The 24,068-nt window shown below is 41.6% G+C and carries 27 protein-coding genes and 3 pseudogenes; 16 read left to right on the top strand and 14 right to left on the bottom strand.

The window, feature by feature from the left end; genetic code table 11:
- Nucleotides 1-32: 32 nt before the first annotated feature.
- Together NSQ09_RS19260 and NSQ09_RS19255 are read right to left on the bottom strand one after the other, a co-directional pair.
- Entirely contained in the window at nucleotides 33-1,421 is a 1,389-nt protein-coding gene (locus NSQ09_RS19260) for an amino acid permease (RefSeq protein ID WP_095843851.1), read from the bottom strand.
- A 38-nt stretch (nucleotides 1,422-1,459) separates the two neighbouring features.
- Nucleotides 1,460-1,599: pseudogene (locus NSQ09_RS19255) on the bottom strand (hypothetical protein).
- Between the two features lie 545 nt (nucleotides 1,600-2,144).
- On the opposite strand from NSQ09_RS19255, the gene levR reads away from it, so the two are divergent.
- From levR to sacC, 7 genes are all read left to right on the top strand, one after another.
- Nucleotides 2,145-4,952 carry a transcriptional regulator LevR gene (gene levR, locus NSQ09_RS19250; protein ID WP_341032433.1) on the top strand — a complete coding sequence of 936 codons (2,808 nt, stop codon included), beginning with the start codon at nucleotides 2,145-2,147 and terminating at the stop codon, nucleotides 4,950-4,952.
- A 189-nt stretch (nucleotides 4,953-5,141) separates the two neighbouring features.
- On the top strand, nucleotides 5,142-5,582 hold the full coding sequence (gene levD, locus NSQ09_RS19245; protein WP_003246144.1) for a PTS fructose transporter subunit IIA: 441 nt from the start codon (nucleotides 5,142-5,144) through the stop codon (nucleotides 5,580-5,582).
- Nucleotides 5,582-6,070 (top strand): PTS fructose transporter subunit IIB, encoded by a 489-nt coding sequence (gene levE / locus NSQ09_RS19240; protein ID WP_004399158.1) that lies wholly within the window; start codon nucleotides 5,582-5,584, stop codon nucleotides 6,068-6,070. Before levD ends, levE begins: the two co-directional genes overlap by 1 nt.
- A 16-nt stretch (nucleotides 6,071-6,086) precedes the next feature.
- Nucleotides 6,087-6,896, top strand: a complete 810-nt coding sequence (gene levF, locus NSQ09_RS19235; protein ID WP_003229833.1) for a PTS fructose transporter subunit IIC — start codon at nucleotides 6,087-6,089, stop codon at nucleotides 6,894-6,896.
- Between the two features lie 20 nt (nucleotides 6,897-6,916).
- The gene (gene levG / locus NSQ09_RS19230; protein ID WP_003229834.1) at nucleotides 6,917-7,744 is read left to right on the top strand and encodes a PTS fructose transporter subunit IID; all 828 of its coding nucleotides are present in this window, start codon (nucleotides 6,917-6,919) and stop codon (nucleotides 7,742-7,744) included.
- Nucleotides 7,745-7,824: 80 nt separating this feature from the next.
- The gene (locus NSQ09_RS19225; RefSeq protein ID WP_237983325.1) at nucleotides 7,825-7,992 is read left to right on the top strand and encodes a hypothetical protein; all 168 of its coding nucleotides are present in this window, start codon (nucleotides 7,825-7,827) and stop codon (nucleotides 7,990-7,992) included.
- Nucleotides 7,925-9,934: a levanase gene (gene sacC, locus NSQ09_RS19220; RefSeq protein ID WP_341032534.1), complete on the top strand. Its 2,010-nt coding sequence runs from the start codon at nucleotides 7,925-7,927 to the stop codon at nucleotides 9,932-9,934. The genes NSQ09_RS19225 and sacC overlap by 68 nt, the downstream gene beginning before the upstream one ends.
- A gap of 42 nt (nucleotides 9,935-9,976) precedes the next feature.
- On the opposite strand, the gene yraA is transcribed toward sacC, so the two are convergent.
- The 3 genes and pseudogenes from yraA to NSQ09_RS19205 form a co-directional block, all read right to left on the bottom strand.
- Complete coding sequence (gene yraA / locus NSQ09_RS19215; RefSeq protein WP_129134007.1) at nucleotides 9,977-10,486, bottom strand: cysteine protease YraA; 510 nt, start codon at nucleotides 10,484-10,486, stop codon at nucleotides 9,977-9,979.
- Nucleotides 10,487-10,618: 132 nt separating this feature from the next.
- Nucleotides 10,619-11,668, bottom strand: coding sequence for a formaldehyde dehydrogenase AdhA (gene adhA / locus NSQ09_RS19210; RefSeq protein WP_129134006.1), 1,050 nt, complete (start codon nucleotides 11,666-11,668; stop codon nucleotides 10,619-10,621).
- 128 nt (nucleotides 11,669-11,796) lie between these two features.
- Nucleotides 11,797-11,978: pseudogene (locus NSQ09_RS19205) on the bottom strand (carboxymuconolactone decarboxylase family protein).
- A 182-nt stretch (nucleotides 11,979-12,160) separates the two neighbouring features.
- Between NSQ09_RS19205 and adhR the strand changes: the two are divergent.
- Nucleotides 12,161-12,583 carry an aldehyde stress transcriptional regulator AdhR gene (gene adhR / locus NSQ09_RS19200; protein WP_004398725.1) on the top strand — a complete coding sequence of 141 codons (423 nt, stop codon included), beginning with the start codon at nucleotides 12,161-12,163 and terminating at the stop codon, nucleotides 12,581-12,583.
- 230 nt (nucleotides 12,584-12,813) lie between these two features.
- Here the strand turns inward: adhR and NSQ09_RS19195 are convergent, their stop codons facing one another.
- Genes NSQ09_RS19195 through NSQ09_RS19175 form a run of 5 tightly spaced genes read right to left on the bottom strand, consistent with a single transcriptional unit; the run spans nucleotide 12,814 to nucleotide 15,131 of the window.
- Nucleotides 12,814-13,113: a spore coat protein gene (locus tag NSQ09_RS19195; protein ID WP_017696054.1), complete on the bottom strand. Its 300-nt coding sequence runs from the start codon at nucleotides 13,111-13,113 to the stop codon at nucleotides 12,814-12,816.
- Between the two features lie 15 nt (nucleotides 13,114-13,128).
- Nucleotides 13,129-13,326 (bottom strand): hypothetical protein, encoded by a 198-nt coding sequence (locus NSQ09_RS19190; protein ID WP_014480384.1) that lies wholly within the window; start codon nucleotides 13,324-13,326, stop codon nucleotides 13,129-13,131.
- An 18-nt stretch (nucleotides 13,327-13,344) separates the two neighbouring features.
- A complete protein-coding gene (locus tag NSQ09_RS19185) occupies nucleotides 13,345-14,481 on the bottom strand; it encodes a zinc-dependent alcohol dehydrogenase (RefSeq protein ID WP_021480189.1) in 1,137 nt (378 codons plus the stop codon).
- 18 nt (nucleotides 14,482-14,499) lie between these two features.
- Nucleotides 14,500-14,868, bottom strand: a complete 369-nt coding sequence (locus NSQ09_RS19180) for a spore coat protein (RefSeq protein WP_009967868.1) — start codon at nucleotides 14,866-14,868, stop codon at nucleotides 14,500-14,502.
- 17 nt (nucleotides 14,869-14,885) lie between these two features.
- On the bottom strand, nucleotides 14,886-15,131 hold the full coding sequence (locus tag NSQ09_RS19175) for a hypothetical protein (RefSeq protein WP_014477469.1): 246 nt from the start codon (nucleotides 15,129-15,131) through the stop codon (nucleotides 14,886-14,888).
- A 264-nt stretch (nucleotides 15,132-15,395) separates the two neighbouring features.
- On the opposite strand from NSQ09_RS19175, the gene NSQ09_RS19170 reads away from it, so the two are divergent.
- From NSQ09_RS19170 to NSQ09_RS19155, 4 genes are all read left to right on the top strand, one after another.
- The gene (locus tag NSQ09_RS19170; RefSeq protein WP_041339577.1) at nucleotides 15,396-15,782 is read left to right on the top strand and encodes a VOC family protein; all 387 of its coding nucleotides are present in this window, start codon (nucleotides 15,396-15,398) and stop codon (nucleotides 15,780-15,782) included.
- Nucleotides 15,783-15,924: 142 nt separating this feature from the next.
- Entirely contained in the window at nucleotides 15,925-16,026 is a 102-nt protein-coding gene (locus tag NSQ09_RS19165) for a hypothetical protein (RefSeq protein WP_152611889.1), read from the top strand.
- A 271-nt stretch (nucleotides 16,027-16,297) separates the two neighbouring features.
- Nucleotides 16,298-16,657 carry an SH3 domain-containing protein gene (locus NSQ09_RS19160; RefSeq protein ID WP_004399021.1) on the top strand — a complete coding sequence of 120 codons (360 nt, stop codon included), beginning with the start codon at nucleotides 16,298-16,300 and terminating at the stop codon, nucleotides 16,655-16,657.
- A 52-nt stretch (nucleotides 16,658-16,709) separates the two neighbouring features.
- A complete protein-coding gene (locus NSQ09_RS19155) occupies nucleotides 16,710-17,066 on the top strand; it encodes an SH3 domain-containing protein (protein WP_014664754.1) in 357 nt (118 codons plus the stop codon).
- 382 nt (nucleotides 17,067-17,448) lie between these two features.
- Here the strand turns inward: NSQ09_RS19155 and NSQ09_RS19150 are convergent, their stop codons facing one another.
- Both NSQ09_RS19150 and NSQ09_RS19145 read right to left on the bottom strand, forming a co-directional pair.
- On the bottom strand, nucleotides 17,449-18,270 hold the full coding sequence (locus tag NSQ09_RS19150) for an alpha/beta hydrolase (RefSeq protein ID WP_024571546.1): 822 nt from the start codon (nucleotides 18,268-18,270) through the stop codon (nucleotides 17,449-17,451).
- 136 nt (nucleotides 18,271-18,406) lie between these two features.
- On the bottom strand, nucleotides 18,407-18,670 hold the full coding sequence (locus NSQ09_RS19145; protein ID WP_015384191.1) for a CD3324 family protein: 264 nt from the start codon (nucleotides 18,668-18,670) through the stop codon (nucleotides 18,407-18,409).
- A 443-nt stretch (nucleotides 18,671-19,113) separates the two neighbouring features.
- Between NSQ09_RS19145 and csn the strand changes: the two genes are divergently transcribed.
- Nucleotides 19,114-19,947, top strand: a complete 834-nt coding sequence (gene csn, locus NSQ09_RS19140) for a chitosanase (protein ID WP_085186596.1) — start codon at nucleotides 19,114-19,116, stop codon at nucleotides 19,945-19,947.
- A 160-nt stretch (nucleotides 19,948-20,107) separates the two neighbouring features.
- On the opposite strand, the gene NSQ09_RS19135 is transcribed toward csn, so the two are convergent.
- Complete coding sequence (locus NSQ09_RS19135; protein WP_341032419.1) at nucleotides 20,108-21,088, bottom strand: aldo/keto reductase; 981 nt, start codon at nucleotides 21,086-21,088, stop codon at nucleotides 20,108-20,110.
- 135 nt (nucleotides 21,089-21,223) lie between these two features.
- On the opposite strand from NSQ09_RS19135, the gene sigZ reads away from it, so the two are divergent.
- A complete protein-coding gene (sigZ, locus tag NSQ09_RS19130; protein ID WP_341032417.1) occupies nucleotides 21,224-21,754 on the top strand; it encodes an RNA polymerase sigma factor SigZ in 531 nt (176 codons plus the stop codon).
- 132 nt (nucleotides 21,755-21,886) lie between these two features.
- A complete protein-coding gene (locus tag NSQ09_RS19125; RefSeq protein WP_341032414.1) occupies nucleotides 21,887-22,642 on the top strand; it encodes a metal-binding protein ZinT in 756 nt (251 codons plus the stop codon).
- Between the two features lie 244 nt (nucleotides 22,643-22,886).
- On the opposite strand, the pseudogene NSQ09_RS19120 reads toward NSQ09_RS19125, so the two are convergent.
- Nucleotides 22,887-23,178, bottom strand: a pseudogene (locus tag NSQ09_RS19120) (phospholipid phosphatase); the annotation flags it as partial.
- Between the two features lie 370 nt (nucleotides 23,179-23,548).
- Between NSQ09_RS19120 and NSQ09_RS19115 the strand changes: the two are divergent.
- Nucleotides 23,549-23,881 carry an MmcQ/YjbR family DNA-binding protein gene (locus NSQ09_RS19115; protein WP_134156182.1) on the top strand — a complete coding sequence of 111 codons (333 nt, stop codon included), beginning with the start codon at nucleotides 23,549-23,551 and terminating at the stop codon, nucleotides 23,879-23,881.
- Nucleotides 23,882-24,068: the final 187 nt, after the last annotated feature.

The raw sequence follows: 24,068 nt of genomic DNA, 5'->3' as shown, positions 1-24,068 counted from the left end.
AAGACAAGGGAGTGAGTATCCCTTGTCTTTTTTTATTTCATCTTATGTCCTCTGCGGGTTTGCACCTTGTACAAAATAATCAATAAAACAAACCAGACCGGGGTGACAAACAAAGCAATACGTGTATCATTCGCCAGTGCCAATATGACAAGAATGAACGCGAGAAATGCAAGTGTTAAATAGTTGGATAATGGGTAAAAAGGCATTTTGAATTTGTTTGCTTTCGCTTCATGCTGCCTTGTTTTTCGATATTTCAAATGGCAAATCACCGTGATGCCCCAAATAAAAATGAAGCATATTGTAGAAACACTTGTAATCAGTGTGAAGACTTGCTCGGGCATTAAATAATTCAGACTAACGCCAATCAGAATGGCGACGGATGAAAAGAACAGCGCATTGCTTGGCACGTTAGAAGAAGTTAATTTCTTTAAAAGTCCAGGTGCGTGATGATCCTTTGCAAGTGAATAGACCATTCGGCTTGTGCTGAATAAAGCGCTATTTGCAGCTGACGCGGCTGATGTTAATACAACAAAATTGATCAAACTGGCAGCCACAACGATGCCTACTGCAGAGAAGACCTGAACAAATGGGCTTTCGTTTGGATTCAACACATTCCAAGGATAAATACACATAATCACGAAAAGTGCGCCAACATAAAAAAGTAAAATCCGGACAGGGATTTGATTGATGGCTTTAGGGATCACTTTTTGGGGATTTTCTGTTTCACCTGCTGTCAGTCCAACAAGTTCAATACCCACGAAAGCGAAGACGACCATTTGGAACGATAGGATAAACCCATGCCATCCATTTGGGAACATGCCGCCGTGGCTCCAAAGATTGGTGAGGCTGGCAGGGCCGGAAGCTGTGGAAAAACCTTTCGCAATCAGGAAAATGCCAGTTACGATCAGAGCCAGTATGGCAATGACTTTGATCAATGCAAACCAAAATTCTAATTCTCCGAAAAGTTTAACGGTGGCAAGGTTCATGATCAGCAGGATAATAAGCGCAAGAAGACCCGGCAGCCATTGAGGCACATCGGGAAGCCAATATTGCGTATAAATGCCGACCGCCGTTAAATCAGCCATCGCGAGGGAAATCCAACAGAACCAGTAGGTCCACCCAGTGATAAATGCTGCCATGTTTCCTAAATAGTCCCTTACAAAATCAACAAAAGAGTGGTATCCCGCATTTGATAAGAGCAGTTCTCCGAGCGAACGCATAATGAAAAAGCAAAATACGCCGGTGATCAAGTAAGCAAATAAAATGGATGGTCCTGCAAAGTGGATGGATTTACCTGAACCTAAAAATAAACCTGTACCGATTGCACCTCCAATCGCCATTAATTGTATATGCCTGTTTTTAAGGCCTCTAGACAATTTCTGTTGCTGGCCAAAATTGTCTTTGCTAGAATTGCCTATCAATTTTATTTTCCTCCAGTAATAAAAAGATGAGTAAAGTTTTATCGGATATTATAACATTTAAAAGAATAGATACTTTTATTTTTAAATTTTAAAACTATTTTAAGTGCTGTTACATGTCTTCTGGCTCTATTTTCACTCGTGATTCTACCTGAATAGCAGAGTAAAACAGGAAAGTCATTTGGACAATCTGACAGCCTAGTTTGAATCGGTAACGATTTGTATAATTGTATACCCACTATGATTGAGGCCTACAGGGGGGATCAAATCGAGAGAATCGGAGATAAAGTTTTTAAGCTTACAGATTCCTTAACTTTGCAAAAATGACGAAGTTTTGCAAATTGTAATACTGTGGCGGTCACATAGAGTGTCCGTCTTTTTAGTTGTGAACGAACTTAAGAGGTTATATTTGGGTCATTTGTCATGATCTATAAGATTCATTTTTTGTCATTGATGATTTTGACATCATTACATTCCCCGAGAATGATAAACTGTTTACTGATTATTACTTTTGAAGGGGACTGGCCCTCCAGAACTGAGCATCTATCATACTAATATGAGATGCAAATGATTCAACATGTAAACATATACGCATAAAAGCCAGTATTGTCAATCTGCTATAGAGACCTTTTTAAACGTGTATCAGCAGATAATCTCAACGCGGACTATAAAGTTTCGAAATATTCTTGTTAATGGCTTATCTAATAAGGACAAAGGATGATAGACGTGAGAAGAATAGATAAAATATACCATCAGCTCAAGCATAATTTTCATGATTCAACCTTAGATCATCTTTTAAAAATACAAGGGAATTCAGCAAAGGAGATTGCCGAGCAGCTGAAAATGGAGCGGTCCAATGTCAGCTTTGAATTGAACAATCTCGTCCGGTCCAAAAAGGTCATCAAAATTAAAACATTTCCTGTAAGATATATCCCAGTCGAGATAGCAGAAAAATTATTCAACAAGAAATGGGATACAGAGATGATGGAAGTGAAAGACCTTCAGGCGTTTTCCGGAAATTCAAAGCAAAATCATCAACACATTTCCACGAATCCCCTAGAGCTTATGATAGGGGCAAAAGGGAGTTTGAAGAAAGCGATCTCCCAGGCAAAAGCAGCTGTCTTTTATCCGCCGAACGGTCTGCATATGCTCCTCCTAGGGCCGACTGGTTCCGGTAAATCCCTTTTTGCGAACCGAATTTACCAGTTTGCCATTTACTCTGACATATTGAAGGCCGGCGCACCAATTATTACATTTAACTGTGCAGACTACTACAACAACCCTCAATTATTGCTTTCTCAATTATTCGGACACAAAAAAGGTTCATTTACAGGTGCTGCCGAGGATAAGGCGGGTTTAGTCGAACAGGCCAATGGGGGCATTCTTTTTATGGATGAAATCCACCGCCTCCCTCCCGAGGGACAAGAAATGCTGTTTTATTTTATTGACAGCGGTTCTTATAACAGGCTTGGAGAATCTGAACATAAACGAACATCGAACGTATTGTTTATTTGTGCGACTACAGAAAATCCGAGTTCTGCACTATTGAAAACGTTTTTGCGAAGAATCCCAATGACCATTCATATTCCTTCGCTTGAAGAACGATCGCTTAAAGAAAGAGTGGATCTGACGACGTTTTTATTAGGGAAAGAAGCAGAGCGAATTAAGAAGAATCTGAGTGTGCATATCGATGTCTATAATGCGCTTATTCACTCTGCGAAATTTGGAAATGTCGGACAGCTGAAATCAAATGTCCAGTTAGTTTGCGCACACGGATTTTTGCATAACCTTGACAGAAATGAAGTTATTGAACTGACTGTTCGCGATCTGCCTGATGAAATCAAGCAAGAATGGATGTCCAGCAGCAAAAACATGCAAAGAAGCAAAGCCATTTCTGAATATGTCAATATTACAACGATTATCTCTCCGATTGTAGAAGATGAAACAACAAAAATTGACGAAGACCTCTCATTTAACTTATATCATTTGATTGAGGAAAAAGTGAAAACGCTTATGAAAGAAGGTTTATCCAAAAAGGATATTAACCAATACATCTTGACTGATGTCCATTTGCATGTCAGAAGTTTTTTTCATCATCAAGCTTTTCAAAAAGACAGCCTGCTGACATTCGTTGAAGATGACGTGATTCAAATGACAAAACAGTTAAAAGAAATAGCTGAACATGAGCTGGATTGCACATTTGACCGTAAGTTTATTTATTTCTTGAGTATGCATATTGACGCATTTTTAAAGCGAGGAAAGCAAATTGATGTTTTGAATACACAGGAGACGGATGAAATTCGTGATACCCATGTGAAAGAATATCGGGTGGCGATGATTTTTAAAGATAAAATTCAGGAATATTTTAAAGTGGCTATTCCTGAAATAGAAGTCATCTACTTAACGATGTTAATCCATTCCATCAAATCGTTAAAGGAGAACAAAAGAGTCGGTATCATCGTGGCTGCGCATGGAAACAGCACGGCGAGTTCGATGGTTGAAGTCGCGACAGAACTGCTAGGGAGCACGCCGATTGCAGCAGTCGATATGCCGCTTTCTGTTTCACCTTCGGACATTCTTGAATGCGTAGCAGAAAAAATGAAACAGGTTGATGAAGGCGAAGGTGTTTTAATGCTGGTAGACATGGGGTCGCTTGCAATGCTGGAAAGCAGGCTGGAGGAAAAGACAGGCATTTCCATTAAAACGATCAGCAATGTTACGACTTCAATGGTGCTGGATGCTGTCAGAAAGGTCAACTATTTGAATTTAAATTTGCATGCGATCTATCAATCGGTCACGAAGGATTTTATCGAGTTGTGGGAGCGTCAGCCAGCGGCATCCGGCAAAAAGAAGGCATTGGTATCCATCTGCACGACGGGTAGCGGAACGGCCAAAAAGCTGGAAGACATTCTAACCACGATCGTAAACAAGGCCTCCGATACCCCCATTCACATATTGACCGTATCATCGATTAAGCTGGCCAACAGCATAAAAGAAATCGAAAAAGAGTATGAAATCCTTGCGACAGTCGGAACGAAAGACCCTAAAATCAATGCTCCGCATGTATCTTTAGAAGTGTTAATTGAAGGGGAGGGAGAGAAGCTGATTCAACAGGCGATTACAAAAGGAAGCATCCCCTTGAGCAATGGATTGAACGAAGCAAATATTATTGTCAGGGAGCTTTGCGAGGATAGCCTGAAAAAATACCTTGTCTTCTTGAATCCCCACCATGTGATCGAAATGTTATTGGAGTGGCTGCAAACCGTTCAAGATGAGCTGGGGGTCATTTTCAATAATGCTGTTTTGATCAAAGTCATTATGCACACGGCTTTCGCCTTTGAAAGGGTAATTAAGCAGAATCCGATCGCTTTCTCAGAGGAAGAAGAGATCAATGATCACCTGAAGGAAATGGTGTACGTGACAGAGCGAACATTAGCCCCTTATGAAGAAAAGCTAGGACTTCGCATAAGTGATGATGAAAAATTATTTATAGCCGCCATATTTGCTGAAGAAGTGCATGGCCAGCTGTTTTAAAAACAGTTTTTTTATATGAACCTGTATTAAATGGAACACCATTTTAATACAGGTTTATTTTTTTCGTTTTAAGTGTTTCGACAACAAATTGCTATTGGCTGAAATAACAATGAAAACGCTTAACACAACTGTGTTGGCACGATCCTTGCATTATATATGGATGTACAAAACAGGAAAGGAGCAATAGATATGATTTCAGTTATTATCAGCGGTCATGGAGATTTTCCCATAGCGTTAAAAGAATCTTCAGGGATGATATTCGGTGAAGAAAATAACCTGATTGCAGTGCCGTTTTTTAAAGGGGAAGGAATACAAACGCTGCAAGAAAAATATCATCAGGCGCTCAAGGATATCCCGGAAGAACATGAAGTGCTTTTTTTAGTCGATATTTTTGGAGGGACGCCATATAACGCGGCAGCTTCCTTTATTGCTGAGGATCAAAGAATGGATATGGCAGCCGGCGTAAACCTGCCGATTCTGCTGGAGGTATTAAGCCTGAGAGAACATCTGGCTCTCAAAGATTTGCTGAACAACTTAAAAGCAATGAGTCAGCAAAGCTTTCAAGTGTGCAGTGAACATTTAGAAAAAGTAAAAACAGCCAATCAAGATACAAGAGAGGATGAATTATGATGAACATTGTGTTAGCAAGAATTGATGACCGCTTTATTCACGGCCAAATCCTGACAAGGTGGATAAAAGTCCATGCAGCCGACCGAATCATCGTTGTCTCCGACGATATTGCTCAGGACGAAATGAGAAAAACGCTGATCCTTTCTGTTGCGCCTTCAAATGTAAAGGCAAGTGCCGTCTCGGTTTCTAAAATGGCAAAAGCATTTCATAGTCCGCGCTACGAAGGGGTAACGGCAATGCTCTTGTTTGAAAATCCGTCTGATATTGTATCTCTTATAGAAGCAGGTGTACCGATCAAAACCGTAAACGTCGGGGGAATGCGTTTTGAAAATCATCGCAGGCAAATCACAAAATCAGTCAGTGTCACAGAACAAGATATAAAGGCATTTGAAACATTAAGTGACAAGGGCGTGAAACTGGAATTGAGGCAGCTGCCTTCAGATGCCAGTGAGGATTTTGTACAGATTTTACGGAACGTAACAAAATAATCAAGGGGATGAGAATATGTCTTCATTACAAATTATTTTGTTGTTAATCATTGCAGCAATCACCGGAATCGCAAGTGTATTGGATGAAGGGCAGACACACCGGCCGCTTGTGGCCTGTACGTTAGTTGGCTTGGTGCTCGGGGACTTAAAAACGGGAATTATTCTTGGAGGCACACTGGAGCTGATGGCGCTCGGCTGGATGAACGTCGGGCTTGCCATGGCACCTGATACAGCGATCGCCTCTGTCATCTCAACCATTTTAGTTATTACCGCTGATCAAGGAATTGGCGAGGGGATTGCTGTCGCTGTTGCTTTAGCAGCTGCGGGTCAGGCGCTGACGATTTTTGTTCGGACGATCACTGTCTTTTTCATCCACCGCGCTGATCAATATGCAAAAGCGGGAAATATAAAAGGAATTGAAATTATGCATATTACCGCGATGGTGTTTCAAGCTTTGCGCGTCATGATTCCTACATTGATTGTTGCTTTAATTAGTGTCAGCGCTGTTCAGGCGTTCCTGGGAAATATTCCTGATGTCATTACAAAAGGACTGCAAATAGGCGGAGGCATTATTGTGGTAGTCGGGTATGCCATGGTGATCAATATGATGAATATTCCTTATTTAAAGCCATTTTTCTATATTGGTTTCTTATTAGCGGCGTTTACCGATTTTAACTTAGTGGGATTTGGAGCCCTTGGTCTCTGTCTGGCGCTTTTATACCAGCAGGTGATGCAAAAACAAAGCGCTCACGGAGCAGTCGCGGCCGCATCAGACAGTGGCAGTGTTGCTGTTTATGATGACGATGATGATGATCTTGATGCCTAAACGATGAGGGGGAAGAAAAAATGGAGAAAGAAAAACGATTAACGAAGAAAGAAATTTTCAGCATGTTTATTCGTTCAAATTTTTTACTCGGTTCCTTTAACTTCGAACGTGTGCAGGCAATGGGATATTGTTATGTCATGATACCGGCGATCAAAAAATTGTACGGTCCCGGAGCGAAAAGAAACGAAGCCTTACAGCGGCATTTGGAATGGTTTAATACACATCCGTGGCTGACAGCGCCTATATTTGGCGTGACGGCAGCCATGGAAGAAGAAATGGCGAACAATAAAGGAATTGACGGAAAAGCGATAAGCGGAATGAAAATCGGTTTGATGGGACCAATAGCGGGCGTAGGCGATCCAATTTTTTGGGGAACGATTCGTCCTGTCTTAGCTGCGCTAGGAGCCTCCCTTGCTTTAGGAGGAAACATTGCCGGCCCTTTGCTATTCTTTTTCTTGCTGAATGCCATAAGATTAAGCACAAAATATTACGGATTAAAGTATGGCTATGTGAAAGGAATGGAGATTCTTCAGGATTTAGCGGGGAATCGCATTCAAAAGCTTACAGAGGGCGCTTCGATTCTCGGGTTATTTGTTATGGGGGCTCTCGTGTCCAAATGGACCACCATCAACATTCCAATCGTTGTATCCAGGATTAAGGATGAAAGCGGAAAAGTAGATGTTCAAACGGTACAAAACGTGCTAGACAGCATTATGCCGGGGGCGCTGCCTCTCGGATTAACGTTATTGGTGGCATGGATGCTTCGCAAAGGGGTGAATCCACTTCTCATTATTTGCGGCATCTTTGTCATCGGGATTCTCGGGTATTGGGCTGGATTCTTAGCATAAGGTGTGTGAAGGAAAGAGAGAGAAACTGCAGCAGTCTTTTCATATATAAATCATTCGGATAACAGTGAAACAGAGGAGAATTGCCAGAAACGGACCAGCTTGCGCAGCAGTCTCTCTTGAAAGTGTTCAAACATGAAGAGAGGAGCGAAGGAACAAATGAAAAAGAGACTTATTCAAGTCATGATCATGTTCACCCTGCTGTTGACTATGGCATTTTCGGCGGATGCAGCCGATTCAAGCTACTATGATGAGGAATACCGTCCTCAATATCACTTCACACCGGAAGCAAACTGGATGAATGACCCAAACGGAATGGTATATTATGCGGGGGAATATCACTTGTTCTATCAATACCATCCTTACGGGCTTCAGTGGGGGCCCATGCATTGGGGGCATGCCGTCAGCAAAGATTTGGTTACATGGGAGCACCTTCCTGTTGCGCTGTATCCGGATGAAAAAGGCACGATCTTTTCTGGAAGCGCAGTTGTAGATAAAAATAACACAAGCGGTTTTCAAACAGGCAAAGAGAAGCCGCTTGTGGCCATTTATACACAGGATCGGGAAGGCCATCAAGTGCAAAGTATTGCCTATAGCAACGACAAAGGAAGAACATGGACGAAATACGCTGGCAACCCTGTCATTCCAAACCCGGGTAAAAAAGATTTTCGCGATCCAAAAGTCTTTTGGTATGAGAAAGAAAAAAAGTGGGTGATGGTGCTTGCGGCCGGTGACCGAATCCTCATTTATACATCAAAAAATCTGAAGCAGTGGACGTATGCAAGTGAATTTGGACAGGATCAAGGAAGCCACGGGGGAGTATGGGAATGCCCGGATTTATTTGAGCTTCCGGTAGACGGCAATCCGAATCGAAAAAAATGGGTCATGCAGGTCAGTGTCGGAAACGGAGCGGTCTCGGGAGGATCAGGCATGCAATATTTTGTAGGGGACTTTGATGGAACTCATTTTAAAAATGAAAACCCGTCAGACAAAGTTCTCTGGACGGATTACGGCAGAGACTTTTATGCGGCTGTATCCTGGTCTGATATTCCATCAACAGACAGCCGCCGGCTATGGTTAGGGTGGATGAGCAATTGGCAATATGCGAATGATGTTCCGACATCCCCATGGAGAAGTGCAACGTCCATTCCAAGAGAGTTAAAATTGAAAGCGTTTACCGAAGGGGTTAGAGTGGTCCAAACACCAGTGAAAGAGCTGGAAACCATTCGCGGAACCTCTAAGAAGTGGAAGAATCTGACCATATCGCCTGCAAGTCATAATGTGTTAGCAGGGCAATCTGGAGAAGCCTATGAAATAAATGCAGAATTTAAAGTAAGCCCTGATTCAGCTGCTGAATTTGGTTTTAAGATCCGAACAGGAGAAAAGCAATTTACGAAAGTCGGCTATGACCGAAGGAACGCCAAACTGTTCGTTGACCGGAGCAAGTCGGGCAACGTCACCTTTAATCCGGCCTTTGACACCGGAAAAGAAACAGCACCGCTGAAGCCGGTAAATGGAAAGGTTAAGATGCGCATTTTTGTTGACCGCTCCTCGGTTGAAGTATTTGGGAATGATGGACAGCAGGTCATAACAGATGTCATTCTCCCAGATCGATCAAGCAAAGGACTTGAATTATATGCTGCAAATGGAGATGTAAAGGTAAAATCTTTAAGGATTCACCCTTTAAAAAAGGTGTGGGGAACGTCACCCTTTATGTCCAATGTAACCGGCTGGACAACGGTAAATGGCACGTGGACCGACACAATTGAGGGAAAACAAGGGCGGTCGGATGGTGATTCCTTTATCTTGTCTTCAGCATCCGGGTCAGACTTCACTTATGAATCTGATATCACCATTAAGGATGGAAACGGGAGAGGGGCAGGAGCACTCATGTTTCGCTCTGACAAAGATGCCAAAAACGGTTATCTTGCGAATGTGGATGCGAAGCATGACCTAGTGAAATTTTTTAAATTTGAGAACGGTGCTGCTTCTGTCATTGCTGAATACAAAACGCCGATCGATGTTAATAAAAAGTATCATCTGAAAACAGAGGCCGAGGGCGACCGCTTTAAAATCTATTTAGATAATCGTCTTGTGATTGATGCAAATGATTCCGCATTTTCAGAAGGCCAATTTGGCTTGAATGTGTGGGACGCGACTGCTGTCTTTCAGAACGTAAAGAAGGAGTCTTAATTTTAAAAAAAGGCACAGACCCGAACAGTCTGTGCCTTCTCGTTATTTTAACAAATTTAAAGATTCGCGGTTAAATGCTTCCAAATCATCAGGTGTTCTGCTTGTGACAATGTTGTGGCTGACGACTACTTCTGCATCTTTGTAGTTTGCACCGGCATTGATTAAATCTTTGCGGATGCTGCGGTAGCCTGTGATATCTTTGCCTTTTAGAAGATCCGTATCAATCAGTACTTGCGGGCCGTGGCAAATTGCGAAAACAGGTTTTTTGTTTTCGACAAATGCTTTTGCGAATTCACCCGGACGGTCATCTGCACGAAGCAAATCCGGAGAGAATCCCCCAGGAATTAAAAGTGCATCAAAGTCACTTGCATCCACATCTGAGATGGCTTTGTCAATCTTTACTTTCTCGCCATGCTTACCGGTAACTTCTTTGCCGGATTCTAAATCGATAGCCACAACACCGTAGCCAGCTTCTTCGTATGCTTTTACCGGACTTGTATATTCGATGTCTTCGAATTGGTCTGTAACAAGAACTGCAATTTTTTTGCTCATAAAAAACCCTCCTAATAACTCTCTATTCATAGAATAACAGGAAGATTGACCGGCCTTCAAAATATTTGCTTAACGAGATCGTTTTTCGTGAGTTTCATTAAAAGCGGGTCAGCCCATATAAGGACTAACCTATTACAATGTGGAAATATCAATCACAAATCGATAACGGACATCGCTTCGGAGGATACGTTCGTATGCCTCGTCCACTTGGTCAGCTCCGATGACTTCGATTTTAGGTTCGATGCCATGCTCAGCTGCGAAATCCAGCATCTCTTGAGTTTCTTGAATTCCGCCGACTAGAGAACCTGCAATGCTGCGGCGCCCCATGATTAGGGAAAACACACTGTATGTGTCCGGCTTGGCAGGAGCTCCAACGTTTACAAGTGTCCCGTCTATACGAAGCATTGATAAATAGGCATCTACATTGAGATTTGCCGATACCGTATTTAAGATCACGTCAAAACGCCCGGCCAATGCAGTGAATGTGGCTGGGTCACTTGTTGCAAAGTAATGATTTGCACCGAGTTCCAGAGCTTCCTCTTTCTTATTCATGGAACGGCTCAGGACGGTTACCTCTGCACCCATCGCATGTGCAAATTGAATCGCCAAATGTCCAAGGCCACCCACGCCTACAATCGCAACCTTTTTACCAGGGCCAACATTCCAGTGTTTCAGCGGGGAATACGTTGTGATACCTGCACACAACAGCGGACTGGCAACATCCATTTCCAAACGGTCTGGGATTCGAACAACAAATCTGTCAGTGACAACGATTTTTTGGCTGTACCCGCCATAAGTGGGGTTTCCGTCGTAGTCTACTGAGTTATACGTTTGAACAACACCCTTCGTGCAGAATTGTTCCTCTCCGTTGAGACAGTATTCGCATTCTCCGCAAGAGTCAACAAAACAGCCGACACCAACGCGGTCCCCGACAGCAAACTTGGTGACTTCTGTTCCAACGGCTGTTACGACACCGGCTATTTCATGTCCTGGCACCATTGGGAAGATGCCGCCGCCCCATTCATCAAAAGCACTATGAATGTCTGAATGGCAAATACCGCTGAATTTAATATCGATTAAGACATCGTGCGGCCGTAATTCTCTTCGCTCAATCGTCGTTTGTTCAAATTTGGCTTTTGCATGTGACACGCTTAATACACGGGTTTGATGTTGATTACACATATGAACCTTTCCTTTCTTCATCATAAGTGTTGTAAAAAATCATGCACTTATTTATGTTTTATGGTGTCTTCAACATAACGATAAACCTTAAAGTCTGCTTTAAGGCAAGGGTTTTTTTAAAATAACATTTAAAATGAACCTGATTTATAAGGTGAGCTACAGTCAGCAATTAACGCAGAAACTGTAATCATGCTGCGATCTCGGGGGGGGAAGTTCTTCCTCTCTTTCCCAAATGTCACCGAATAGAACATCATCATTAAGTTAAGCAAACTTTGGTTTGTTCTCTTCCGGCAGTTTGTTTATTTGCCATTCAGCAATCCCTCCATCTACACTGTTTTTATTGCATGGAGAAGTATAGAGCTTAAAGTGTGCTTTAAGGCAAGTCCCGAATATATAAACCCAGATTCAGCAGCTAACCACTTGTTTTGAGCTTGACTTAAAGTTAACTTTAAGTGTTACCTTCACAACATGCAGGATAGAGAGGTGAAGATCATGAATATTGCTCAGGTGGCAAAGCAGTTTGGCCTGACAGCCGCAACACTCAGATATTACGAACGTGTAGGATTAATCCCGCCTGTAAAACGAAAAGACAGCGGCATTCGCGACTATGATGAAGAAGATATCAAATGGATTGAATTCATTAAATGCATGCGAAATGCGGGACTATCGATAGAAGCGCTAATTGAATATACAACATTATTTACCGAAGGTGACCGTACGGTAGAAGCTCGAAAAAATATCCTGGCTGACGAACGACAGCGGCTGATAGAGAAGCGGAAAGAAATTGATGAAACAATTAAAAGATTAGACACAAAAATTAAAGATTATGATGGGAAATTGCGCGAAAACGAGGCAAAGCTCAAAAGCAGGCCTAAAACGGAAAGTCTTCACGGATCAGTGGAGCAAAGAAGGTAGCATTCTTTGCGTGTGAAGAGGGCAGGTTAAAGTTTTCTCCATCAAGAAATCGCATAAAAAGAGGTGGCTACGAATTCTTATTTGATTGGAGAATTTGCAAACATTATCGGAGATCAGATGGGGAAAAGCGGGTTAAGCCCGAAAAAACAGTGCTCATGGCGATTCAACTTGAAGCTGAGGAACAGTTGTGGCCAATCAATACTGTTCCTCAGCAAATCACTCATTGTATGTTAAAGGGTTGGCAATTGAATGGCTGTATCAATATTTTTTAAATGTAGCTTGACTTGTTCGTCTGTGTTCCAAGGATGGTACCAGCCTTTTTCCATCATATAGCTTGAGAGTTGTTCGTGCATATCAAGGGCTTCTTCCAAATGGCGGATAAGGACCTCTTTCACTTCAGGCGTTCCGGCTTCAGTGGCTGCCATCGCATAATTTCTGACTCCGTTTTTTGCTGCAATTAATAAGTCCATAGCAATGATTTGGTCTGTTAGAACATTCATGCCGGTCAGATATTCAATGATAGGATTCATGATTTATTCATCTCCTCATTCGTGCTTTGCATTAGATAAAATAGAGGCAAATTCCTGCAGCTGGCGTGTGGTGATATCAACATCTTGCTGCATGATTTCTTTCAGCTTCGGATCAGATACCAGTGCTTTCATTGTTTTAGATTTCGTCAAACAAAGTGTCTTGAAAGCAGTCATTTCCTGAACCTCAAGCACTTCGTGTAAGGCGTATTCCATTTCTGTAACCTCCGTTTTTTAAGGCTTTAACACAACTTTGATACAATCATCCATTTTTGAATCAAAAATGTCATAGCCATGCTTGGCTTCACTAAGCGGCAGGACATGGCTGACAACATCTCCCGGGTCAATTTTGCCCGTTGATACTAGTTCAAACATGTACGGCATATAGTGGATCACAGGAGCCTGTCCAGAGCGTATATTGACGTTTCGCTGCATGATATCGCCTAGCGGAAAACCGTTATATCTGCCTCCGTACACACCTGTAATTTGTATGGTTCCTCCTTTGCGAACAGCTTGAGAGGCAATGACCAATGCACTCATTGTTCCGCCATGAAGCTTTAAGCCGCTGGCAAGGAACTCGAGATCGCTCATTTTACCATCCATCCCAACAGCGTCAATGACTACATCCGCTCCGCCTTTCGTGATTTCCTTTAAATAATTCCCTGTATTCTCATGGTCTTCAAAATTAACGATTTCTACTTTGTTTGTACGTTTCGCATGCTGTAAGCGATAGTTTACATAGTCAACTGCTATGACGCGTTTTGCGCCTTTTAGCCAACAAAACTTTTGAGCAAACAGGCCGACTGGTCCGCAGCCGAGAACGATAACTGTATCGCCTTTTTTTACGCCGGCATTGTCCACACTCCAAAAGCCGGTGGTCATGGCATCGGCAATCACGCTTAATTTCTCATCGGGTTCCTCACAAGATTCAGGGATTTTAAAATGGGTAAAATTCGCAAACGGCACTCTTAAATATTCAGCTTGCCCGCCTGGATAACCGCCAGTTTGCCCTGAATAGCCGAAATAAGCACCCATTTCCCCATTGTCATTAGACTGATCACATTGGCTTTCCAGCTGGTTTTTACAAAAAAAACATTCACCGCAGGCGATCGTAAAAGGGATAATGACGCGGTCACCTTTTTTGACCTTTGTAACCCCTGGCCCAACTTCTTCAACAATTCCCATCGGTTCATGGCCGATGACATAGTCTTCATGGAGATTAGGAATCAATCCATGGATTAAGTGTAAATCTGATCCGCAAATGGCTGTACTGGTGACTTTGATAATCATGTCATCGGATTTTTCAATCTTTGGATCGGGGACATCTTTGACAACAACATTTTTAATGCCTTGATACGTTACTGCCTTCATGCTGTAAAACCTCCAGTGTTAGTGTTCATCAGGTGTCCGGTCAAACATCCCTTTGCGATTTGTTTCATCAGGAAAGAGGTTCATATTGCCGACCATGATCGTGTTTTTTGCAGAGAGCTGATCCAGCTTATACTGTTCGCTCAGCTCATATGGGTGGAACCATTTTTTGCTGATCATCAGTTCCGTAATCTCTTGGTGCATTGCAATTCCTTGCATCAGCTGTTTCCGCAGCAAGGCTCTTACATCTGGTGAAGCGGTTTCTGTCAAAGCTACAGCAGTATTCCTTACGCCTTCCTTAGCTCGTATAAGAAAATCCATCGCGAATGTAGTGTCTGCTAGTTCAGGCACATTCAGCGAATTAATGGGGTCTAAATGATCATTATTCAAAGAGGCTTACCTTCCTTTCAATTGATGATTGGCGTTGGGCGGCTTTGAGGGACAGGGGCCTGAAATGAGGCACGCTCATAAACCGCCTGTAATTCAGTAAGGTCTTGAATGGATTGCTGCACATCTTTTTGCATCAAGTCCTTCAGTTCTTGGTCAAACACAAGTCCTTGCATTAACTTTGATTTCGCTATACAAAGTGTTTTAAAGTTCACGATTTCATGTAAGTCAACAGCCTCGTGAGCTGCCAATGTTTGATGATCCATATTGATGTAACCTCCTTTTATCAACGTTACATTTCCCGAAATGACGTTGAAGCATACAGAAAGTACACTCGGTATCATTTTTTGTTTTAAGAATCGCTGTTTTTGCTCGTTCTTATGACTTGCACTAAACTGCACTTAAATCTGAAATAAAGGTGAAGTATGGAAATTTATTTATGGAAACTTGACATAGTGCTGTCAGGTTTCCTTTTGTATTATTAAATTGGATGACCAGTAAAAAGTATGGTTTTATAGGAGGCACTCGATATGAAGCTGTTACAAATTAGACTTTTGGTGAATGATTTTAAGAAAAGCGTCGAGTTTTACAAAGATTCATTAGGACTTCAAATAAGTTGGTTAGAGAATGAAATGGAATATGCACTCTTTGATAATGGGGAAACGAAAATAGAGCTTTTATCTCGAGAAACGATGGCTGAAATCGTTGGAGAGGGAAAAAAATCGTTGGAAGGAGAAGCTCAATCAAAATTTTTGCTTCAGTTTAAGGTAGAAGATGTTGATAAAATGTATGACGATTTACACAAAAAAGGAGTTAAATGTGTGAATAAACCGCATGATCGCAAGGAATGGAGTGCCCGAGTTGCTCACTTCAGAGATCCAGATCATAATCTGATTGAAATATATAAAATGTTATGATTTTTCGACTCGCAAAATCATAGAATAACGTTTGAGAACGTACCTAATCATTTTTATACGCCCTGGTAAAAGAAAGCAAAGTCATAATAGGTTGCGGACACTGAACTTGCAGCATTTACGCTGATTTGTTTGGTGTCCGTTTTTGATTGGTGAAAAAGGTGGAGTATCTATGAATCGAGAAGAAGCGTGGATAAAAGGAAGCAGTACACTGATTGAGTTAATTGGTGGAAACGAAGCCGCTTGATCCATGTCCTTTTTCCGATTTGTCAATCGTGATTACTGACTGGACAAATGATTAAGAGCCAAATGTAACATACCATCAATATCAAGCCTGACTGCCATTTATTTTGTATCCTTAATTGTCGAAAACATAGGAATAATTCCACTTTTGAAAGATCTAGTTTATGGTACATTGATAAATATATGGGAGGGGAGGAGGCATGGTATCTGAAAGTAAATCCTTAACTGGATGTAAGAAAGTCAAACGTACGTCATTTATAAGGGGAGGGTATAAGGTGAATAAGTTAAAGAGGCTAAGTATGCTAACGGTGATGATTGCATCTGTGTTCATTTTTTCTAGCCATGCACTTGCGGCTCAGTATTATACGGTTTCAACAAGCAGCGGTGCTCCTGTCAATATGCGCAGCGGCCCAGGTACAAGTTGGGGAATTGTAACGACCATTCCGAGCGGAACCCGCATCCCGATCTATTGCTACAAAACCGGTACAACTGTAACTGGAAAGTATGGAACGAGCAATATTTGGAATTACACAGAGCGGACGCTTGCCAGCGGGGAGATCGTTCCTGGATTTGTCTCTGATACATATATGTATACAGGCTCAGACGGTCCGGTTGTTCCTAAATGCAGCTGGTAGCATATGTTCTATCGTTTCTTAAAATGAAGGAATTGAAGAAAGAGGGATGACATTGACTAAACTGAAAATGCTGAGTATGTTAACCGTGATGATTGCATCTTTATTCATTTTTTCCAGTCAGGCACTTGCCGTTCAGTACTTTACTGTCTCAACAAGCAGCGGTGCGCCTGTCAATATGCGCAGCGGTCCTGGTACAAATTATCCTATTATGCTTTCCATTCCGAGCGGCTCCCGTGTTCCTTATTATTGTTACGCTTATGGAACGACTGTTACAGGGAAGTATGGAACGAGTAATATCTGGGACCAAATCCAGTGGAAAGATTCCCGGGGGATCGTGAATATTGGATATGTGTCTGACACATATGTGTACACAGGATCAGACGGCCCTGTCGGTTACAAATGCAATTAGTTAAATACTCCGTACAATAGAATCTCTTCTTAAGGGCCTATCTAGGACGAACCATACCAACAACATTAGTTGGTATGGTTTTTGCTGCGATGAAGTCTTCCATACCTGCATTTGTGGTAATTTTCAAAAGAGATTCATGATGTTAGACACTGGTTGTTGTTGAGGACAAAATAACGAGCCGCTTTAGAGTTGTATCTAATGGTATAAAATACGGAATTAAAATAGGAAATAATCAATAGGAGAACGTAATGTACAAACCTATTTTTCGATGAAATCCCTAATATCACTTTGGTTAGACATCTCACATTGTGTTCTCGTTAGTGAAAAGTTCTTTTTACGCTTCGTGAAATCTTCTCTAATTCTATTGTTAGTTTTACCTGTCCTATTTTGAACACGTATGTTTCTTTTCTTTTTCTAACATGTCGTGTAACCTCTCAGAAAATTCTTTATGATGCATTGTGTACCCCGTATGATTTCCGGGGAATTCAACCAATTCTGTTTCCAATTGTTCCGCTAGGGCGTTCGCGCAACGATAGGGGAAAAGCTCCCGAGAAGCACTTCCGCCAGCTGGGAGTACCTTTATCGGTGAAGATGTAAACACAGTTTTTAATGCTTCAAAATCTAATGTATAGTTGAGAATTCCTTGAATTTCATACTCAGTGAAATACGTTGAATTGCCGAGAAGCCGCTTTGTCAGGACAGCCTTTGATTGTTCGTCTGTCTCTAATCTTGACATTAATTTAATGACTTCACTTCGATGATTTTTCTTAAGGTCTTCCATGAATTGCTCGGCTTGTTTCAGCTCATTTCCATGCAGAAGCTGCAATAAGATTGGTTCGTGTGGGATCATGACATGTACTTGTTCGGGATGGCGTATGCACAGATCAAGCCCGATAACAGCCCCGGAGCTGCTTCCAAATACGTATGCCGGTTTATTGGTGATTTTGGCTAGAAGACGGTGAGCATCGTCACTGTGTGTTTCCACACGGTAATCCTCAATCTGATTGGCGAGATTGCTGCGGGAATGGCCGCGGCGATCATAAGTAACAACCGAGTACCAGTTAGCCAGATGATTGGCAACATGATGGAACTTGTCGGCATCACCGCCTCCGCCGTGGACCAAAAGAATGATTGGACCTGAGCCACGCACCTGATAGTGGATGTTCGCGCCGGGTACTTGCAACGTTCCATTGTTTATCGTCATTTGTAGGACCTTCCTTTCTTCTCATCTCCCTTAACTTTACACAATTGGCCAATGGTATCATATGCAGGAAATAACTAAGAAACAAACTCGCCATATAAAAAGCACTGATGATTTTTCATCAGTGCTTCCGTTTTGTTTATTTAGAGTAGACAATTTTTTTTATTGTTTCATCAGAGAGGTGATATTCATCAGATAATTGATGAATGGTTTTGCCGTTTTTAAATGCTTTTTTAATAGAAGCGTTTCTGTCATCGATCAGCTTTCTTGTTCCTGAACACGCACCCCATTTTTGATGAGAGGATTCAGGTTTAGGGATATATATTGTTTTTCCTTGAACATACTTTTGAATTTCCGATATCAGCTTTTCAGGTAAAATAGCGGTTGCTTTTACATATGCCATTTCTGCCAGCTCCTTATTTTTTTATGTCAAATAAGGTGCAAAGCCACTATATCAGAAAAGCTTACTTGGGCGATCTTTTAGAAAGTCTACCCCATGCAAAGTATCGCCTTCCCAATAGTAGGCTTTGCATGGGACGTTGCGGAATCTAGCATTCTCATCTTGCTTGCCATTTACATCACCTCCCTAACGATTTTCGATGATCACTTCCATTATAAAATAGAGTAAAGCCTTATGGCATCTTGTTAATTAAAGTTGAAGCAGTATGAAAATCAAGGGACCTTCCCAGTGAGAGGGGCTAAGGCTGATTGGCAATGAAAAGAGTAAGATTCAAGCTATATTACTTTAGATTCAAAATATTGACAAATTGATGTATTTTCAACAATAGGGCAGTCTCTTCATGTATACTGAGTCTGTATTTACAATATTTAGAAAGGGGAAGTGCAATGAAAATCAGTATGCAAAAAGCAGATTTTTGGAAAAAGGCAGCGATCTCATTACTTGTTTTCACCATGTTTTTTACCCTGATAATGAGCGAAACGGTTTTTGCGGCGGGACTGAATAAAGATCAAAAGCGCCGGGCGGAACAGCTGACAAGTATCTTTGAAAACGGCACAACGGAGATCCAATATGGATATGTAGAGCGATTGGATGATGGGCGAGGCTATACATGCGGACGGGCAGGCTTTACAACGGCTACCGGGGATGCATTGGAAGTAGTGGAAGTATACACAAAGGCAGTTCCGAATAACAAACTGAAAAAGTATCTGCCTGAATTGCGCCGTCTGGCCAAGGAAGAAAGCGATGATACAAGCAATCTCAAGGGATTCGCTTCTGCCTGGAAGTCGCTTGCAAATGATAAGGAATTTCGCGCCGCTCAAGACAAAGTAAATGACCGTTTGTATTATCAGCCTGCCATGAAACGATCGGATAATGCCGGACTAAAAACAGCATTGGCAAGAGCTGTGATGTACGATACGGTTATTCAGCATGGCGATGGTGATGACCCTGACTCTTTTTATGCCTTGATTAAACGTACGAACAAAAAAGCGGGCGGATCACCTAAAGACGGAATAGACGAGAAGAAGTGGTTAAATAAATTCTTGGACGTACGCTATGACGATCTGATGAATCCGGCCAATCATGACACCCGTGACGAATGGAGAGAATCAGTTGCCCGTGTGGACGTGCTTCGCTCTATCGCCAAGGAGAACAACTATAATCTAAACGGACCGATTCATGTTCGTTCAAACGAGTACGGTAATTTCGTAATCAAATAAGCATTGAATGAGTAAAACGTCAGCGTTTCTTATCGATGTTTAGCCAGCATTTTCAGCACGATGTGGAAAAGACAAGAGACAAACAAGCTCTTGTCTTTCCTATATATGATAGTTCAGCATAAATATTTAAGAAAAATGTCAGTATTGAGTAATGAATGTATCACCAGGCGTATGCCTCAGGTGTCTCTCCTCCAGGTCCGGGAAAGATATCATTTAACATGCGGAGAATCTCCTCATCCAGACTGATTTCAACGGCTTTTATCGTATCACGCAGCTGCTCAACCGTTCGTGGCCCGATGATCGGCGCAGTTAAAACTGGATTTGCCAGCACCCATGCCAAAGCCACATTTGCTTCTTTTTCTCCTAGTTCTTTGCATAAATCTGAAAATTTCTCGAGTTGCAAACGATGTTTTTCAATTAAATCTGCTCTTTTTGCTGTACGAGTTCCGACATTGCTTTTCAATGCCTTCCCGCCAAGAAGCCCTCCTGCAAGGGGACTCCACGCCACTACTCCTAAACCAAGATCCCGTGCAGCCGGCAGCACTTCCATCTCAGCTGTTCGTTCTAATAAACTATACTTATGCTGTTCAGTGACGAGTCCCATGAATCGCCGTTTTTCAGCTTCAGCTTGCGCTTTAACTAAATGCCAGCCTGCAAAATTACTGGATCCAATATAGTCTACTTTGCCGGAGCGAACCTGAGTCTCAAAAGCTTCCCATATCTCATCCCACGGTGTCCGCCTATCGATATGATGCATTTGGTACAATTCGATATGATCTGTCTGAAGCCGCTTCAGTGATCCTTCCAGGTGACGTCTGATTTTGTATAGAGACAAGCCCCTCATATCATTTGGTCCGTCATTCGGATCAGAAACCGGTTCATATACTTTTGTCGCCAGAACAACTTTCTCGCGGCGCTGTCCTCCTTGTGCAAACCATTTTCCAATGATGCTCTCTGTCAATCCTGCGTTTTTGCCCCAGCCGTAAATATTGGCAGTATCAAAAAATTGGATGCCGTTATCAAGCGCTTCATCCATGATACGGAACGCAGTCTTTTCGTCTGTATTAACTCCAAAATTCATCGTGCCTAAACATAAACGGCTCACCCGCAATCCTGTTCTCCCTAAATAGGTATACTCCACCACAAACCTCTCCTTTATCATTATTTTTGGCAACAGCTGTAATACAATTGATTCAACAATTGTTTCGCTCTTTGTTACGATTAAAAAGACGAAGCAAATGTAAAGCAGACGCAAAATTATAGGAGGTTTTTTCAAATGAATATAGAGGATCTATGGGACCAATTTCATCAGCCGTTAAAAACATATATTTCACAAAGGGTTAACGATCAATCTATCGTTGATGACCTCTTGCAAATCGTATTTCTGAAAATACAAGTGCATCTCCCAAATCTGATCGATGAACAAAAGATCGACAGCTGGATTTATCGGATCACTAGAAATACGATTATTGATTTTTACCGTACAAAAAAAACAAGCGAAATATTGCCTGATGATCTACATTTTAATAACAGTGCAGAGGAAGAAAATTTCACCAAGGAAGCAGCTGTGTGTATTCGATCGACCATCAAACGGTTGCCTGAAAAGTATCGAGAGGCGCTCGAGTTAACTGAATTTCAGGGGTTATCACAGAAAGAGTTGAGTGAAAAGCTCGGCATTTCTTACTCAGGAGCAAAATCAAGGGTACAACGCGGACGGGGAAAATTAAAACAGCTGCTTGAGGGGTGCTGTCATATTGAAGCGGATCGATATGGAAATATCGTAGACTTTCGTATTTTAAAGAAATAACTGATGAACAAAGTCAGTTATTCCTTTAAAATAGTCCATCCGCATGAAGAGCATTTTCCCTTTGATGTTTGCAAGAGATGCATGTATAATATAAATCGTAATGTTTTCGATTTAATTAAAAGGAGTGTTGGAATGAACATTTTATTTTCAAAGCGGCTAGGCATATTAACGATTGGTTCATTACTCGTATTGGCAGGATGTCAGACTTCCGGTTCATCTAAAGGTGAGTCTAATAAAACAACATCATCCTCAGCAGTTGAAGAAGACTCTTCCAAAACGCAAGAGCAAACATCTGACAGTCATACACACGAACATTCTCACGATCATAGTCATGCGCATGATGAAGAAACAGAAAAAATATATGAAGGCTATTTTAAAAACAGCCAAGTAAAGGATCGCTTACTTTCTGATTGGGAAGGAGATTGGCAATCTGTATATCCATACCTGCAAGATGGTACTCTTGACGAAGTGTTTTCATATAAATCAGAACACGAAGGCGGCAAGACAGCTGAAGAATATAAAGAGTATTATAAAAAAGGCTATCAAACAGATGTTGACCGTATTGTAATCCAGAAAGATACTGTAACGTTCTTCAAAAATGGAAAAGAATATTCTGGTAAGTATACGTATGACGGGTACGAAATTCTCACCTATGATGCGGGCAATAGAGGGGTAAGATACATATTCAAACTAGCTAAAAAAGCAGAAGGGCTGCCTCAGTATATTCAGTTTAGTGATCATAGTATTTACCCGACTAAAGCTAGTCATTATCATCTCTATTGGGGGGACGACCGTGAAACTTTACTTGATGAAGTCAAAAACTGGCCTACCTACTACCCGTCAAAAATGGATGGACACGATATTGCCCATGAGATGATGGCTCATTAAATGATGATTACTCTATGAAGTATGGTGTTCTTTTATCATAAAGCTGTTCTGCAACAGCCATTTATCACTGTGGAAAATGGCGCCTGTCCTTTATAGAGGTGAAATGCTTAAATGCTCCTGTTTAGCTGCTGACCCTCCGCCAGCAGCTTTTTGTCTGTTTTCTCTCTCCGCCAGCGGTAACTTCTTTTTCATTGACTCCTAAAAAATAAACAAAACATTAATAAAACAACGTTATTGCATTAACAAAGTGAAAATATCCCTTAGCCGGGTTCGTTGAAGAATAGAGTCCGCGTAACGTATTGACCAAACTCACGATGCTGCCGAGACTGGAGCTCGTGCTGCCGGAATTGGTTCCTTTATCATTATATTTTTTCATCGTGGCATTTGCCGGGACCCTGTTAATCGTTGTCGTCGCCCCCGCCTTCATTCGATATACATCGGTAAGTGGACCAAGACCGTCAATTACACTGTAGCCTGATTTCTGCGATATCAAAATATGCGGCATTTTCCTCTCTGAAAGTACGGCGTTCTGCAATGAATGTTGGCATCCAACAAGGGGCAATTGATCAGTTGGGGGAGCCACTTCATAAAGAATATGTTTCAAGCTGGTGCTTATTGCTGCCAGCTTGTTTATGTTTATCGGTTGATGATGCCGGTAAACAGGCTAGCGGATTGCCGAAGAAAGGCAGGGGTACCAACGAAAGCCTCTGTTTCTCCAATGCGCCCGAATAGCTAAAGTAGCTTTCAGAAAAAAGCAACTGAATTTTTAATTTACTGCCCGATCTGCAAATTGTTAATCATAGTTCTTTTATTCACATATTCATTATTGTTAAATAAAGTAGAGGAAATCAATCGCTAAAGAAAAAACTTTAGGCAGTTATTTATATGTAGAAGGAGAGGCAAGCAATGAAAAATAGAGAGGAAGCAATTGATTATTGTTTGAGCTTTAAAAATGTATATGAAGATTACCCGTTTCGTGATAAAAATTGGACGTTAATGCGACACATAGAAAACAGAAAGGTGTTTGCGTGGATATTTAAAAAAGATGATTATATTTGGATCAATGTGAAGTGCGAACCCGGTTTTCTCGATTTTTGGAGACAGAAATACACTTCGGTCGTTCCAGCATTTCATCTCAATAAAGAGCATTGGAATTCTATCATTCTTGACGGAACTGTCCCAGATAAAGACATATACGATATGATAACACAAAGCTACATGTTAACTAAAACCAAGTAAGCGACAGGCCCGAGGGAGAGGGGATGTAATATGTAAAGCCTTGAAGTGCTATAAGAGCCTTGCGTCTTGATATGGAATCTATAAGGTGAGCATTGGAAAGGAAAAAAGCTTAATCTTTTTAAGGATTAAGCTTTTTTAAAAGTTCAAATATATGTAACGACCCATTTGTATCATCTATGCCTGTCAG

Origin of the sequence: Bacillus sp. FSL W8-1202, assembly GCF_038006165.1 — a bacterium.
Lineage (GTDB): Bacteria > Bacillota > Bacilli > Bacillales > Bacillaceae > Bacillus > Bacillus subtilis.
Note: the sequence above shows the minus strand (reverse complement) of the source record. Positions and strands in the feature narration are given on the sequence as shown.

What these genes read in the sequence shown, in the direction of transcription:
- levD (WP_003246144.1), top strand. Translation starts at nt 5,142, where the DNA reads ATGATTTCAGTTATTATCAGCGGTCATGGAGATTTTCCCATAGCGTTA.
- levE (WP_004399158.1), top strand. Translation starts at nt 5,582, where the DNA reads ATGAACATTGTGTTAGCAAGAATTGATGACCGCTTTATTCACGGCCAA.
- levF (WP_003229833.1), top strand. Translation starts at nt 6,087, where the DNA reads ATGTCTTCATTACAAATTATTTTGTTGTTAATCATTGCAGCAATCACC.
- levG (WP_003229834.1), top strand. Translation starts at nt 6,917, where the DNA reads ATGGAGAAAGAAAAACGATTAACGAAGAAAGAAATTTTCAGCATGTTT.
- sacC (WP_341032534.1), top strand. Translation starts at nt 7,925, where the DNA reads ATGATCATGTTCACCCTGCTGTTGACTATGGCATTTTCGGCGGATGCA.
- yraA (WP_129134007.1), bottom strand. Translation starts at nt 10,486, where the DNA reads ATGAGCAAAAAAATTGCAGTTCTTGTTACAGACCAATTCGAAGACATC.
- adhA (WP_129134006.1), bottom strand. Translation starts at nt 11,668, where the DNA reads ATGTGTAATCAACATCAAACCCGTGTATTAAGCGTGTCACATGCAAAA.
- adhR (WP_004398725.1), top strand. Translation starts at nt 12,161, where the DNA reads ATGAATATTGCTCAGGTGGCAAAGCAGTTTGGCCTGACAGCCGCAACA.
- NSQ09_RS19195 (WP_017696054.1), bottom strand. Translation starts at nt 13,113, where the DNA reads ATGAATCCTATCATTGAATATCTGACCGGCATGAATGTTCTAACAGAC.
- NSQ09_RS19190 (WP_014480384.1), bottom strand. Translation starts at nt 13,326, where the DNA reads ATGGAATACGCCTTACACGAAGTGCTTGAGGTTCAGGAAATGACTGCT.
- NSQ09_RS19185 (WP_021480189.1), bottom strand. Translation starts at nt 14,481, where the DNA reads ATGAAGGCAGTAACGTATCAAGGCATTAAAAATGTTGTTGTCAAAGAT.
- NSQ09_RS19175 (WP_014477469.1), bottom strand. Translation starts at nt 15,131, where the DNA reads ATGGATCATCAAACATTGGCAGCTCACGAGGCTGTTGACTTACATGAA.
- NSQ09_RS19170 (WP_041339577.1), top strand. Translation starts at nt 15,396, where the DNA reads ATGAAGCTGTTACAAATTAGACTTTTGGTGAATGATTTTAAGAAAAGC.
- NSQ09_RS19150 (WP_024571546.1), bottom strand. Translation starts at nt 18,270, where the DNA reads ATGACGATAAACAATGGAACGTTGCAAGTACCCGGCGCGAACATCCAC.
- NSQ09_RS19145 (WP_015384191.1), bottom strand. Translation starts at nt 18,670, where the DNA reads ATGGCATATGTAAAAGCAACCGCTATTTTACCTGAAAAGCTGATATCG.
- csn (WP_085186596.1), top strand. Translation starts at nt 19,114, where the DNA reads ATGAAAATCAGTATGCAAAAAGCAGATTTTTGGAAAAAGGCAGCGATC.
- sigZ (WP_341032417.1), top strand. Translation starts at nt 21,224, where the DNA reads ATGAATATAGAGGATCTATGGGACCAATTTCATCAGCCGTTAAAAACA.
- NSQ09_RS19125 (WP_341032414.1), top strand. Translation starts at nt 21,887, where the DNA reads ATGAACATTTTATTTTCAAAGCGGCTAGGCATATTAACGATTGGTTCA.
- NSQ09_RS19115 (WP_134156182.1), top strand. Translation starts at nt 23,549, where the DNA reads ATGAAAAATAGAGAGGAAGCAATTGATTATTGTTTGAGCTTTAAAAAT.